This is a genomic window from Phaeobacter sp. PT47_59 (assembly GCF_028890025.1).
Taxonomy (GTDB): domain Bacteria; phylum Pseudomonadota; class Alphaproteobacteria; order Rhodobacterales; family Rhodobacteraceae; genus Phycobacter.
In genome coordinates, this window is record NZ_JARCJL010000004.1 from 41,971 (window position 1) to 55,415 (window position 13,445).

Consider the following 13,445-nt stretch of genomic DNA (forward strand, 5'->3'; position numbering starts at 1 on the left):
GTCGCCATGGCTGATTGCACCCCCCATACCGCGCCGGAACCGGCCTTCGAACAGCCCTGGCATGCCCAGGTCTTTGCCCTGACCGTGCATCTGAACGAAACCGGTCGCTTCACCTGGGGGCAATGGGTCGAACGCTTTGCGGCCACCCTGGCTCGCCATGGCCTGTCGAAAGAACTGAATGGCGGCGAAGACTATTTCGCCGCATGGCTCGAAACGCTGGAAGCGATTCTGGCGCAAGAGGGCATTGCCGCCCCGCAAGAGGTCGAGACCACGCGAAACGGATGGGAAAAGGCCTATCTCGACACGCCGCATGGTGCTCCGGTGCGCCTGGCAGAGGGCTAACAGGCAAGAAACGCCGGGGCGATGGTCCTCAGCGGTGAATTTCCGGTTTCACTGGACCTGCAGCGCGGCTATACCGGCCCGGGTTTGAACGAGACAGCTGTAAAGGACCTGATATGGCCAATGTCGTCGTAGTCGGCGCCCAGTGGGGTGACGAAGGAAAAGGCAAGATCGTGGACTGGCTGAGCGAGCGCGCCGATGTGATCGCGCGCTTCCAGGGCGGCCATAACGCCGGCCATACGCTGGTGATCGACAGCAAGGTCTATAAGCTGCACGCGCTGCCCTCCGGCGTTGTGCGCGGCGGCAAGCTCTCGGTGATCGGCAATGGCGTGGTGCTGGACCCCTGGCACCTGGTCAAGGAGATCGAGACCGTGCGTGCGCAAGGCGTCGATATCACGCCCGAGACCCTGATGATCGCGGAAAACACCCCGCTGATCCTGCCGCTGCACGGTGAATTGGACCGCGCCCGCGAAGAGGCCGCCAGCAAGGGCACCAAGATCGGCACCACCGGTCGCGGCATTGGCCCGGCATATGAGGACAAGGTCGGCCGCCGCGCCGTGCGCGTTGCCGATCTGGCCGACGCGGCCACTTTGGAGGCCCGCGTGGATCGCGCCTTGCAGCACCATGATCCGCTGCGCAAGGGGCTGGGCGTCGAGCCGATCGACCGCGATGCGCTGATCGCGCAGCTGAAAGAGATCGCACCTCAGATCCTGCCCTATGCGGCGCCGGTCTGGAAGGTGATGAACGAGAAACGCAAAGCCGGGAAGCGGATCCTGTTTGAAGGCGCCCAGGGCGCGCTCCTGGACATCGATTTCGGCACCTATCCCTTTGTCACCTCCTCCAATGTGATTGCGGGGCAGGCGGCGACGGGTGTGGGCATCGGTCCCAACTCCATCGACTACGTGCTGGGCATCGTCAAAGCCTATACCACCCGCGTCGGCGAAGGTCCGTTCCCGACCGAACTGCTTGGTCCGGATGGCAAGCCTGATGCGGATGGCGCCCGTCTGGGTGAGCGTGGCCACGAGTTTGGCACCACCACTGGCCGTCAGCGCCGCTGTGGCTGGTTCGATGCCTGCCTGGTGCGCCAGACCTGTGCCACCTCGGGTATCAACGGCATTTCGCTGACCAAGCTGGATGTTCTGGACGGGTTCGAGACCCTGAAGATCTGCGTCGGCTATGATCTGGACGGCGAACGCCTGGATTACCTGCCCACCGCCGCCGATCAGCAGGCGCGCTGCACACCGATCTACGAGGAAATGCCCGGCTGGTCCGAATCCACCGAAGGCGCGCGCAGCTGGAACGATCTTCCGGCCAATGCGATCAAATACGTCAAGCGCGTGGAAGAGCTGATCGAATGCCCGGTGGCACTTCTGTCCACCAGCCCGGAGCGGGACGACACCATTCTGGTGACCGACCCGTTTGCGGACTGATGGCGGATAAGCCCGGTCTCAGCTACAAGGCGCGCCGCCGCTGGTCGCTGGTGCTGCTGCTGGTGGGCATGCCGCTCTATATTGTGGTGGCGGTGACCATCCTGAACCTGCTGGGGCGCCCGCCGCTGTGGCTGGAACTGGTGGTCTATGTGGCCCTTGGCATTCTCTGGGTGCTGCCGTTCAAGTTCGTCTTCCGGGGCGTCGGCCAAGCCGATCCGGACGCTGAGGACACTCCGCCGCAGCAATAGGGCAGGCACCAGTCATGACATAGAAAAGGCGGACCACTGAGGGTCCGCCTTTTTACGTTCTTGGGAGGGACGGTTCGGCCCGCTTAGCCCGCCGCACGTTTGGCGGGGCGAAAGCCGATGTCCTCGGTGGCGACAAAATGGCCGTTCTCGGAACGCTCGATCTTGCCCTCGCGCAGCAACTGGCCGAAGGAGCGCAGCCCGTCCTCGCGGTTGAACTCGGCGGCTCCGGTGCGGCGAACCGCGTTCATCAATTGCGGGCGAGAGAAGAAATCGCGCCCTTCCACAAAACTCATATAGGCGGCGGCGGCCTCCAGAAGGTCTGGAAGCTCCACGGCGCCGCAGTCGCGAACATAGGCCGCAAATCCCGCCTGTGCCTCTTCGGCTGAACGCTTGTCCTGCGACAGTACAGAGATCCGGCGCGGGCGCACCGGGGCCTTTGGGGCTGCGCTCTCCTGGGCTGCGGGCATGGGATCGATCCGTTGTTCGGCGACCAGTTTCAGCGGCGCCGGGCGTCCGGTGGATACGGGCTTGCGCGCCTCCCTGTCGCCGCGGACGCGGGGGCGCCGAGGTTTCACCACATCGGCCAGATCCTTGCGATAGGCGGCCTTGCTGTCTTCGCCATCGCCAGCGGCGCCTGCGGATCCATCTGCCTGTGCCGCGGCAACGGCGGCGCGCAGCTGATTGTAGGTTTCCCGCGAAGAGGCGGTTTCGGGCGCGCCGAGTTTTTCATCGGCTGCGGCCATCAGACGTGAAACATCGCGGTCGGCGAGATCGGGCGCGGGGCGCTCCGGGCGGCCACTGTCGGACGGTGTCTGTACTGCCTCGACCTTGGTGTCTTCAATCTCTTCACCGGACGCGGCTTCCTGGTTTGCCGTTTCCTGGTCTGCAGCGGGCGTTTCGGCCTCCGGTTCCGAGGAGGCTGCCAGCAGATCGGCCTCGACCGCTGCCAGTTCGCGCATCAGGTCATCTTCATCCTCGTCCGAAAGCGAGCTTTCGAATTCCGGCTCGGCGGGTTTTGACGCCTCTTCCAGCGCGCCCGAGGCAACCGCTTGCTCCAAGTCGGCGCGTTTGACTTTGACAATGCGTGCGCGGCGGCGCGGGGCCGTCTTTTCTGGCTCGGCAGCGCTTTGCTCGGCTGGCGGTTCGGGGGCCTCGGCTTTGGCTTCGGCAGCGGTCGCTTCGGCTTTTTCCGCGCTGAGCTGCGACAGGACGCGGCTGATCTCGTCATCCTCGTGGGTCGCACTTGCCGCTTCAGGCGGGGTCTCAGCCTCTGCGATCTGTTCCTCTGCCGGGTCCGGGGCTTCGGCAGGCTCTGCGCTGGTATCCACAGAGGCTTCCGGCGCTGCGCTATCGGGCAGGATGCTGTCGGCGTGCTCGTCCTCGGAGAAATCCTCTTCCGGTTCCGGCGACTTGGCGACCACGGCCCGGATGCGGCGCAGCTTGGCGGCGATGCTTTCGCTATCCGAGGGTTTGTGTGCCGCCGGTGTAACCGGTTCCGCTTCGGTTTCCTGCAGCTCTCGCTCTTCAGCGTCCTGAGCGGTAGCTGCATCCGTGTCATCAGTTTCTGCCGCTTCGGCTTCGTCTTGCGTCTCTACAGCTTGAGCCTCGGCAGCATGGGCGGCAACGGCGGCTGAGATGGCCGCGATCTTGCTGGGATCGGGGGTGGGCGCATCGGGGCGGGGCGCCTGCAGCTCCTCCTCGGGGGTGGCTGCTTCGGGCGTTACTGCTTCGGGTGTGGCGGGCTCTGCCTCTGACGATACGTCTGCGTCGCTCAAACCCGCATCATCTGCTGGTAGGTCATCTGCTGGTACAGGGGGCAGCGGTGTCGAGGTGGCGGCGCGCAGGTGGATGCCGGTGTCGCTGGTGCGGGCCTCGACCTGGCGGGCGATTTCGCGCTGGGCGATCCGGGCGAGCATATCCGCATCGGGCTGCGGCGGTTCCGCGCCAAAGTATCGGTCGTCTGCGGCAAGATCCCGAAAATACTCGGCAATTGCCTTCATGGTGTCGAAGGAATCCTCGAACCCTTCTAGCGTGCAGGAGAAGGTCCCGTAGGAAACGGTCAAAACTTTGTTATTTTGTACCATGGGCAGCTCGTCCTCACCTAAGTCGTCGCCGTTCACACTATGGAGCAGCAACGACAAATTCTGCGCGAATCCGTGCAATTGATCGTATCATTTTGTGTTTAGATTGTGACCTGTTTCCAGATCTGCGAGAAATCCCCGCATGAAGAAGCTGATTGTTGACGAGGCCGGGCCGGTGACATTGGTCGGCGGTGGCCATCTGGAAAAACGGGATCTGCAGGAGGCTCTGGCCCTGGCGCCGGTGCTGGTGGCGGCCGACAGCGGCGCGGCACAGGCGTTGGAGCAGGGCTATGTGCCACAGGCGGTGATCGGGGATTTCGATTCGCTGCCAGAACCTGTGCACCGGGGGCTGCCGCCGGAGGTTCTCTTTCATCTGCCCGAACAGGACACCACCGATTTCGACAAGGCGCTGCGCTCGATCCGGGCGCCGGTGGTGCTGGGCGCGGGCTTTCTGGGCGCGCGGGTCGATCACCAGCTGGCGGCCTTCCACACGCTGATCCAGCCGGGGCGAAGCCCCTGCATCCTGATTGGCGCCAATGAGCTGGTGTTTCACCTGACCCGGCGCATCGACCTGCCGATGCAGCCGGGAGAGGTCGTCTCATTGTTTCCGATGCAACCGGTGACCGGGCGTTCGGGCGGGCTGGTCTGGCCCATCGAAGGCCTGAAGATGTGCCCGACCAGCCGGATCGGCACGTCGAACCGGGCCGAGGGCGCGATCTGGCTGGAACCGGATGGGCCCGGTCTGCTGGGCATCGTGCCACGGCGCTATCTTGCGCCGCTCATGCGGGCGATTGCGGCATAGCGTCTTTTGCGGCCCGGCGGGCCACGGCCTGTTCACGCAGGATCACATATAGCCCGGCGGCCACCGTGATGACGATCCCGGCGGCGGCCATGCTGTTGGGGAATTCGGAGAAGATCAGCCAGCCGAACAGGGTGGCAACCGGGATCTCCAGGTATTGCATCGGGGCCAGCGTGGCGGCGGGGGCGTAGCGCAGGCTCCAGGTCATCAACAGATGCGCGCCGGTGCCAAGCACCCCGATGCTGGCCATCAGAAAGCTGATCCACAGGTCCGGCGCGACGATCTCCAGCCCCTCGATATCAAAGGCATCGCCGATCAGCAGCAGTGGCGCCAGCAGGGCACAGGCCATGGCGCCAGACACCGCCTGCAGGCCGATCGGATCGGTTTCCTTGGCGATCTGCCGGGTCACCATCATGAAGAAGGCAAAGATCACCGCAACGGCGAGGGGCCAGAGTGCGTGCAGGCCAACCGCGGCGAAACTCGGTTGGATCACCAGGAGGGTGCCGCCAAAACCGACGATACAGGCAATGATCCGCCGGGCACCGACCTCTTCGTCGAGGATGAATTTGCCGATCAGCAACATGATGAAGGGCATCACAAAGGCAATCGCCACCGCATCCGCCAGAGGCAGGTGTTTGAGCGCGGTGAACATCGCACCGATGCCGCCGATATGTAAAAGCGTGCGCAGAAAGGTCAGCCGCAACACGCGGCCCTTCATCCGCCACAGGCGCTGCCCGCCCCAGACCAGGGGCACCAGCAGGATGACTTGGGCGGCAAACCGGACAAAGATCAGCATTCCCAGCGGCATATGCCCACCCAGCAGCTTCGCCACCGCATCGCCCAAGGGCGCGAGGACGCAGAAACCAAGCATCAGGACAATGCCAAGGAGGGGGCGATCTTCAGTCATGCGGGCACGCTAGGCGCGCGCCAAGACAAGGACAAGGTCAGGAATGCCTGTCGCTCAACAATTGGGCACGTTGACCGCAAGCCCCCCGAGCGAGGTTTCCTTGTACTTCTCATTCATATCGGCGCCGGTCTGGCGCATGGTCTCGATGCAGGCATCCAGCGGCACGAAATGCTGCCCGTCGCCACGCAGGGCCAGCGAGGCCGCCGAGACCGCCTTGATCGCGCCCAATCCATTGCGCTCGATACAAGGCACCTGCACCAGGCCCTTGACCGGATCGCAGGTCATGCCAAGGTGATGCTCCAGCGCGATTTCAGCGGCGTTTTCCACCTGCTCCGGGCTGCCACCCAGAATGGCGCAAAGGCCTGCCGCAGCCATGGCGGCGGCAGAGCCGACCTCGGCCTGGCAGCCTGCTTCGGCGCCTGAAATGGAGGCGTTGAACTTCACCAGCCCGCCAATCGCGGCGGCGGTGAGCAGGAAATCCTCGATATTGCGCTCGGTCGCGCCGGGGACGTGATCCAGATAGTAGCGCAGCACTGCCGGCAGAACGCCTGCCGCGCCGTTTGTGGGGGCGGTCACCACTTGACCACCGGCGGCGTTTTCCTCGTTCACGGCCATGGCGTAGACGCTGATCCAGTCGTTGATCGTATGCGGTGCCGAGAGATTCATGCCGCGTTCGGCCAGGAGCGCCTGATGGATACCCTTGGCGCGGCGGCGGATGCTGAGGCCACCGGGCAGAAGGCCGTCCCGGTCCAGACCGCGGTCGATACAGTCGTTCATCACCTGCCAGATCCGCGCGGTGCCGTTGGTCAGGTCGATCGCGCTGGAGCGCGAGATCTCGTTGGCGCGTTTCATGGCGGCGACGCTCTTGCCGCTTGTCCTGGACATCTCCAGCATTTCGGCGGCGGATTTGAACGGGTAGGGGACCGGGGCGCCCTCATCGGTGGCCTTGCCTGCGGCCAGCTCCTCTTCGGTCAGCACGAAGCCGCCGCCGACCGAGTAGAAGACCTGCTGCAGGATCACGTCGCCCTGTGCATCGGTGCCCATCAGGATCATGCCGTTGGCATGGCCGGGCAGGGCGTGATCATAGTCGAAGATCAGGTCCGCCTTGGGGTCAAACTGCAGCTGCCCCAGCCCCTCGGGTGCGATGGTCTTTGTCTCTTCTATGGCGGTCAGGGCAGCTTTGGCCTTGTCGTCGTCATAGCTGTCGGGCGTGAACCCGGCGAGGCCCAGGATGGTGGCGCGGTCGGTCGCGTGGCCCACCCCGGTAAAGGCGAGCGAGCCATGCAGCGACGCGCGCAGCCCATGAAAAGCGAAGGGGGCGGCACGCATCATGTCGAGAAACCGCGCCGCGGCCACCATCGGCCCCATGGTATGAGAGGACGACGGGCCGATGCCCACTTTGAACATATCAAATACGGAGAGGAACATTCAGGTGGCCGATCCTTCGGGAGGGTTTGCATACACAGGTTGGGTGAAGGGCGTATCCCCCAACCCTTCTGCGGCTTGTGCGAGAGCAACAGAGGGGCGTTGCTCCAGACGCGTGAGCATGTCCTTGAGCCGGGGAGTTGCGTCCAGATCGAACCAGCTGCGGTCGCGCCCTTCAGGATACAGCGCCATCCAGCGCATCATGCAGGCCAGGTACAGGTCCAGTGCCGACGGCCTGTCACCGGCCAGCCAAGGCGTGTTCTCGGCGGCGGCTTCGATGGTTGCAAGATGGGTGACAAGCCGCGCTGTCACCCCCTGGCGCAGATCCTCCTGCCGGGCGGGATCCGGCCCCATATATTTCTTTGGATAGAACAGGATCCTCAGATCCGCATGCAGGGTATTGGAGAGGAAGAACAGCCACTTGAGGCACCAGGCCCGATCCCGGCTGGTCGCATCGGGCAGCACTGAGCCATGGCGATCTCCCAGCCACAGCAGGATGGCTGCGGTTTCAAACATCGGGCCATCCGGGGTTTCCAGCACCGGGATCAGCCCCTGCGGGTTCAGGGCCCGGTAGCCGGGGCTGTCCAATGCACCACCGCGGCGGTCGACCAGAACCGTTTCAAAAGGTTGATCAAGCTCCTCCAGCGCCAGGCGGATGATCAGCGAGGCGTTGTCCGGGGCGTAGTGCAGGCGATAGATCGGTGTCATGGGGTCACTCTAAGTGTCTCCCCGATATGGGTAGTGTCCGTTTCCGGCGTTTCCAATAGGAAACACGCCTTGGTGATCCCGAACCGGTCTAGCGGGCCATGGCAGCCTTGCGGCGGCGCGACAGGGCGATCCCGTCCCGCATGTTGAGCGCCAGTAGCGTGATGTTGAGGGCTCCGGCGCAGAGTTCCAGCAGCTGCACGGCATAGAACAGCCCTTCAAATGACCCCGCCTGTGCCTTCATCGCCAGAAAGATGGCGCTGGGCAGGAGGATCCCCAGGCCGTTCATGGCGATGAGCTTCATGCGCCTCGTCTTGGCCTGGACCAGCGGCAGTTTCATGCCCTTGCCAAGCGCGGCCCCGGTGGCGCCGGTCGTGGCCAGGGCCGGGATCAGCAGGATCATTCCGTATAGAACGGCTGTCTTCACGGTCGTTATGGCGGCCTGGCTCAGAAACAGTTCTGAGATCAGCGTGGAGAGCCAGAAGCCCGAGATGGTCACAAGGGCGATGGATCCGGCTGCGGCGTGGATGCGAGTCTTCATGGGGAGCTCCTGAATGTAAATAGTATGCTATTTAAATAGAGTTGCACAGCATGCTATTCAAGTGTTTTCTGTCGCTATGTCAGATTTCAAGCAAAGCTCGGCCGGTTTCCTGGCCAATCACATGGCGCGGCTGTTTGCATCAACGCTGCACCGCCAGATCGCGCCCCTGGGGATTGCGCCTGCGCAATTCATGGTTCTGCTGGAACTGTGGCAAGGGGATGAACGGACCCAGGCGGATCTGACGGCGGCCCTGTCGGTGGAACAGGCGACCATGGCCAATACGCTTGCCCGGATGGAGCGGGATGGGCTGATCGAAAAACGCCCCTCTCAAACCGACAAACGCTCAAAGCTGATCTGCCTCACCGCCAAGGCAGAGGCCTTGCAGGAGGCCGCGATTGCGGCCGCGGCAGGTGTCAACGACACGGCCCTGACCGGGCTGACCGCCAAGGACCGCCAGCAGTTCCTGGTCCTGATGGCCCGTGTCATCCGCAACCTGCAAGCGGGGTGAACCGGCGATCTACTGTGAGGTTTCAATTGTCCCTCGCAGTTGCGCCCGGCTTTGCTTATAAGGCCTGCAAACCTCTTGTTCGGAGCCGATGACATGACCGGGGACCTCTCTCCCATCGACAAGGCCAAGTTCGTTGCCGCCAAGCGGGCGGCCGATATGGTCGAGGATGGCATGCGCGTCGGCCTGGGGACCGGCTCGACGGCCGCCTGGCTGGTGCGATGCCTGGGCGAGATGGTCCGCGAACAGGGGCTGAGGTTCACTGCAGTGCCGACCTCGAGCCGCACCGCGGAACTGGCGCGCGAGGTGGGGATCTCCGTGATCTCGCTGGACGAGGCCAAATGGCTGGATCTCACCATCGATGGCGCCGATGAGTTCGACGAGGACCTCAACCTGATCAAGGGCGGCGGCGGTGCGCTCTTGCAGGAGAAGATCGTCGCCACCGCCTCTGATCAAATGGTTGTTATCGCCGATGCGGGCAAGGAGGTGGAAACCCTGGGCGCCTTCCCCCTGCCGGTGGAGATCATTCCCTTTGGCTGGCAGACCACACAGGCCATGATCGAGGAAACCCTTGTTTCCATGGATGTTCTGGGCCGAAGCGCGACCCTGCGGATGAATGGCGATGCGCCCTTTGTCACCGATGAGGGCAATTACATTCTGGACCTGCATCTGAAGCGGATCGGCAATGCGCGCCAGTTGGCGTTGGTCTTGAACCAGATCCCGGGCGTGGTTGAAAACGGTCTCTTCATCGATATCTGTGACACCGTCATCATCGGCTACGGCGATGGCACGGTTGAAACACGAGACATAAACGAAGGCACGGTGGAGCAGGACAAGCTGGATTTTGTCGAAACCGACAATCTGTTCACCGACCTTGCGGACTGAGAAGGCAGCAGTTTCATGAGCTTTGATTACGATCTCTTTGTCATTGGCGGCGGCTCCGGCGGCGTGCGCGCGGCGCGGGTTGCGGCAGCGGGTGGTGCCAAGGTCGCCCTGGCCGAGGAAGACCGCTATGGCGGCACCTGCGTGATCCGGGGCTGCGTGCCGAAGAAACTGATGGTCTTTGCCAGCGAATATTCCGGCATGGTCGAGGATGCCCAGGCCTATGGCTGGGACATCCAGCCGGGCGCCTTTGACTGGGGTGCCTTCAAGGGCAAGCTGGAAGCCGAGCTGGATCGGCTGGAAGGTATCTACCGGAACCTGCTGAAGAACAGCGGTGTCGAAAGCTTTGATGCGCGTGCCAAACTGGTGGATGCCCATACGGTGGAACTGTCGGACGGCAGCCGCAAGAGCGCCAAGCATATCCTGATCGCCACCGGCGGCCGCCCCATCGTGCCCGAGTTCCCAGGCAGCGATCTGGCGATCACCTCGAACGACATCTTCCACCTTGAGAAACTGCCCGAAAGCATCCTGATCGTCGGCGGGGGCTATATTGCCTGCGAATTTGCCGGGATCATGAACGGGCTGGGTGTGAAGACCACGCAATACTACCGCGGCGCACAGATCCTGCGCGGTTTTGATGACGAGGCGCGCGGTCTGGTCTCCGAGGAAATGTGCCAGTCCGGCATCAACCTGCACCTGGGCACCAATGTGATCGAGATGGCCCGAGAGGGCGACAAGATCCGCGTCAAGGCCACCAATGGCGACGAGGCGCTGTTTGATCAGGTGATGTATGCCACCGGTCGCGCCCCCAATGCCGACGATCTTGGGCTTGAAGGCCTCGGCATCGAACGCGGCCGCAAGGGTGAAATCCTGGTGGATCAGTACAGCCAGACCGGCGTTCCGTCGGTCTATGCCATCGGCGATGTGACCGACCGGGTGAACTTGACGCCGGTCGCGATCCGCGAAGGCATGGCCTTTGTGGAGACCGTGTTCAACGGCAACCCCACCAGCCCCGATCACGACCTGATCCCGACGGCGATCTTCACCCAGCCGGAAATGGGCACCGTGGGTCTGAGCGAGGAAGAGGCCGCCAAGCAGGAGCCGATCGAGGTTTATGCCACCTCCTTCAAGCCGATGCAGCAGGCCTTTGCCGGGCGTGCCCAGCGGGTCTTGATGAAGCTGATCGTCAGCCAGGCCAGCCGCAAGGTGCTGGGATGCCATATCGTCGCACCGGGCGCGGGCGAGATGATCCAGCTGGCGGGCATTGCGGTCAAGATGGGCGCAACCAAGGAAGACTTTGACCGGACCGTGGCGGTACACCCGACCATGTCCGAGGAACTGGTAACGATGAAAACACCTGTGCGGACGGCTTGAAAAACCGGCCAAAAGCTACAGGTTAGGGCACAGTAAAACTCTTGCCGCGAAGCTGCGGCAGTAAAGGGATAGGAGACATATGGCTGGCAATAGCGGTGGTCCCTGGGGGGGCGGAGGCTCTTCCGGCGGTGGCGGAGGCAACCGGGGAGACAACAACGGCGGTGGCGGCGGTGGCCGACGCCCCGAGGATCCCCAGATTCCCGAGATCGACGAGCTCTTGAAAAAAGGGCAGGAGCAATTCCGCGTCCTGATGGGCGGTCGGGGCGGCAATGGCACCGGTGGCGGTGGTCGTGGCGGCTCTGGCGGCGGCGGCGCGCCCTTGTTCACCAAGGGCACCCTGGCCATCGGCGCGGTTGCGGCGGCGATCCTCTGGGGGATGGCCAGCTTTTACTCGGTGAAGACCGAAGAACGCTCGGTCGAGCTGTTCCTGGGCGAATACCACGACACCGGCCAGCCGGGTCTGAACTTTGCCCCCTGGCCGCTGGTGACCTATGAGGTGATCCCGGTTCTGGTCGAACAGACCGAGAATATCGGATCGGGTACGCGCGGCGTGGATGCGGGCCTGATGCTGACCGGCGATGAAAACATCATCGACGTCGATTTCCAGGTGGTCTGGAACATCAATGATCCGGCCAATTTCCTGTTCAACCTGCGCGATCCGCAGGCCACGATCCAGGCGGTTGCGGAATCGGCCATGCGCGAAATCATCGCACAGTCGGAACTGGCGCCGATCCTGAACCGGGATCGTGGCGTGATCACCGCGCGGCTGGAAGAGCTGATCCAGGAGACGCTCGACAGCTATGACAGCGGCGTGAACATCGTCCGCGTCAACTTCGACCAGGCCGACCCGCCCGAACCGGTGAAGGATGCCTTCCGCGAAGTGCAATCCGCCGGTCAGGAACGTGACCGTCTTGAAAAGCAGGCCGATGCCTATGCCAACCGCAAACTGGCGGCTGCGCGGGGTCAGTCGGCCCAGACCCTGGAAGAGGCCGAAGCATATCGCGCCCAGGTCGTGAACCAGGCGCGTGGTGAGGCCAGCCGTTTCTCGGCGGTTCTGGAAGAATACGAAAAGGCGCCGGAAGTGACCCGCAAGCGTCTTTACCTGGAAACCATGGAAGAGGTTCTGGGCAATGTGGACAAGGTGATCATCGACCAGTCCACCGGTGAGGGTGGCCAGGGTGTCGTGCCCTATCTGCCGCTCAACGAATTGCGCCGGACGGAGGGCAACCGATGAACAAGTCGACCCTTATTATCCCGCTTCTTGTCGTGGCGATCGTCGCGGCCCTTTCTGCGATCTTCATCGTGGATGAACGCCAAAAGGCGCTGGTCCTGCGCTTTGGCCGTGTGGTTGCGGTTCAGGAGCAGCCCGGTCTTGCCTTCAAGCTGCCGGTGATCGACGAGGTGGTGCGCTATGACGACCGGATCCTCAGCCTTGAGGTTGGCCCGCTGGAAGTCACCCCCGAGGATGATCGCCGCCTGGTGGTCGATGCCTTCGCCCGCTACCGGATCACCGATCTGCGCCAGTTCCGCGAAGCGGTGGGTGCCTCCGGCATTCCGGGTGCGGAGAACCGCCTGGACAAGATCATGCGCGCGCAGACCCGCGAGGTTCTTGGTTCGGTCAGCTCCAATGATATCCTGTCCTCGGACCGGGCCGCTCTGATGCTGCGGATCCGCAATGGCGCCATCAGCGAGGCCAGCGGGTTCGGCATCGAGGTGATCGACGTGCGTCTGAAGCGCACCGACCTGCCGCAGGCCAACCTCGAAGCCACCTTTGCGCGGATGCGCGCCGAGCGTGAGCGGGAGGCCGCCGACGAGATCGCCCGTGGTGAGGAAGCCGCCCAGCGGGTCCGCGCCCAGGCCGACCGGACCGAGGTGGAACTGGTTTCCGAAGCGGAACGCGAAGCAGAGATCATTCGTGGTGAAGCGGACGCTGAACGTAACCGCATCTTTGCCGAGGCCTATGGCCGCGACCCTGAATTCTTTGACTTCTATCGCAGCCTGACCGCCTATGCGCGCTCGATGCAGCAGGGCAATTCTTCCCTCGTGCTGTCGCCGGATTCCGAGTTCTTCAACTACCTGAAGTCCTCGACCGGGGTGTCTGCCTCGCGGTAACCGCACAGCCAGGTTTATTGACATCTGGAAGGGGCCGACCTGAGTGTCGGCCCCTTTCGCGTTTCAAAAGCACCAGAAAACCGGGCGCCAGAGGCGA

Annotated in this window: 14 protein-coding genes; 9 read left to right on the top strand and 5 right to left on the bottom strand. The window is 63.3% G+C overall.

All coding sequences use genetic code 11. The features are described from left to right. The first annotated feature begins 6 nt into the window (after window positions 1-6). The 3 genes from PXK01_RS04795 (at window position 7) to PXK01_RS04805 (ending at window position 2,017) form a co-directional block, all read left to right on the top strand. The gene (locus tag PXK01_RS04795; RefSeq protein WP_274859078.1) at window positions 7-342 is read left to right on the top strand and encodes a nitrile hydratase accessory protein; all 336 of its coding nucleotides are present in this window, start codon (window positions 7-9) and stop codon (window positions 340-342) included. Window positions 343-455: 113 nt separating this feature from the next. After that, window positions 456-1,769 carry an adenylosuccinate synthase gene (locus tag PXK01_RS04800; protein ID WP_274859079.1) on the top strand — a complete coding sequence of 438 codons (1,314 nt, stop codon included), beginning with the start codon at window positions 456-458 and terminating at the stop codon, window positions 1,767-1,769. Then, window positions 1,769-2,017 carry a DUF2842 domain-containing protein gene (locus tag PXK01_RS04805; protein ID WP_274846484.1) on the top strand — a complete coding sequence of 83 codons (249 nt, stop codon included), beginning with the start codon at window positions 1,769-1,771 and terminating at the stop codon, window positions 2,015-2,017. Before PXK01_RS04800 ends, PXK01_RS04805 begins: the two co-directional genes overlap by 1 nt. A gap of 83 nt (window positions 2,018-2,100) precedes the next feature. On the opposite strand, the gene PXK01_RS04810 is transcribed toward PXK01_RS04805, so the two are convergent. Next, on the bottom strand, window positions 2,101-4,101 hold the full coding sequence (locus tag PXK01_RS04810; protein ID WP_274846485.1) for a chemotaxis protein CheA: 2,001 nt from the start codon (window positions 4,099-4,101) through the stop codon (window positions 2,101-2,103). 139 nt (window positions 4,102-4,240) lie between these two features. Here PXK01_RS04810 and PXK01_RS04815 point away from each other — a divergent pair, with 139 nt between their 5' ends. Next, window positions 4,241-4,900 (top strand): thiamine diphosphokinase, encoded by a 660-nt coding sequence (locus tag PXK01_RS04815; protein WP_274859080.1) that lies wholly within the window; start codon window positions 4,241-4,243, stop codon window positions 4,898-4,900. On the opposite strand, the gene PXK01_RS04820 is transcribed toward PXK01_RS04815, so the two are convergent. The 4 genes from PXK01_RS04820 to PXK01_RS04835 all read right to left on the bottom strand — a co-directional run bounded on the left by PXK01_RS04820 (window position 4,878) and on the right by PXK01_RS04835 (window position 8,475). Beyond that, complete coding sequence (locus PXK01_RS04820) at window positions 4,878-5,804, bottom strand: DMT family transporter (RefSeq protein ID WP_274846487.1); 927 nt, start codon at window positions 5,802-5,804, stop codon at window positions 4,878-4,880. The two genes, PXK01_RS04815 and PXK01_RS04820, sit on opposite strands and share 23 nt — an antisense overlap. Before the next feature lie 54 nt (window positions 5,805-5,858). Next, window positions 5,859-7,232 carry an L-serine ammonia-lyase gene (locus tag PXK01_RS04825; protein WP_274846488.1) on the bottom strand — a complete coding sequence of 458 codons (1,374 nt, stop codon included), beginning with the start codon at window positions 7,230-7,232 and terminating at the stop codon, window positions 5,859-5,861. Then, window positions 7,233-7,937 (bottom strand): glutathione S-transferase family protein, encoded by a 705-nt coding sequence (locus PXK01_RS04830; RefSeq protein ID WP_274859081.1) that lies wholly within the window; start codon window positions 7,935-7,937, stop codon window positions 7,233-7,235. An 88-nt stretch (window positions 7,938-8,025) separates the two neighbouring features. After that, window positions 8,026-8,475 (bottom strand): hypothetical protein, encoded by a 450-nt coding sequence (locus PXK01_RS04835; RefSeq protein WP_274859082.1) that lies wholly within the window; start codon window positions 8,473-8,475, stop codon window positions 8,026-8,028. Window positions 8,476-8,551: 76 nt separating this feature from the next. Here PXK01_RS04835 and PXK01_RS04840 point away from each other — a divergent pair, with 76 nt between their 5' ends. From PXK01_RS04840 to hflC, 5 genes are all read left to right on the top strand, one after another. Next, a complete protein-coding gene (locus tag PXK01_RS04840; RefSeq protein ID WP_274859083.1) occupies window positions 8,552-8,983 on the top strand; it encodes a MarR family winged helix-turn-helix transcriptional regulator in 432 nt (143 codons plus the stop codon). A gap of 93 nt (window positions 8,984-9,076) precedes the next feature. After that, complete coding sequence (gene rpiA, locus PXK01_RS04845; protein WP_274859084.1) at window positions 9,077-9,865, top strand: ribose-5-phosphate isomerase RpiA; 789 nt, start codon at window positions 9,077-9,079, stop codon at window positions 9,863-9,865. Between the two features lie 15 nt (window positions 9,866-9,880). Further along, complete coding sequence (gor, locus tag PXK01_RS04850; protein WP_274859085.1) at window positions 9,881-11,236, top strand: glutathione-disulfide reductase; 1,356 nt, start codon at window positions 9,881-9,883, stop codon at window positions 11,234-11,236. A gap of 79 nt (window positions 11,237-11,315) precedes the next feature. Further along, the gene (gene hflK, locus PXK01_RS04855; protein ID WP_274859086.1) at window positions 11,316-12,470 is read left to right on the top strand and encodes an FtsH protease activity modulator HflK; all 1,155 of its coding nucleotides are present in this window, start codon (window positions 11,316-11,318) and stop codon (window positions 12,468-12,470) included. Continuing rightward, entirely contained in the window at window positions 12,467-13,348 is an 882-nt protein-coding gene (gene hflC, locus PXK01_RS04860; protein WP_274859087.1) for a protease modulator HflC, read from the top strand. Before hflK ends, hflC begins: the two co-directional genes overlap by 4 nt. Window positions 13,349-13,445: the final 97 nt, after the last annotated feature.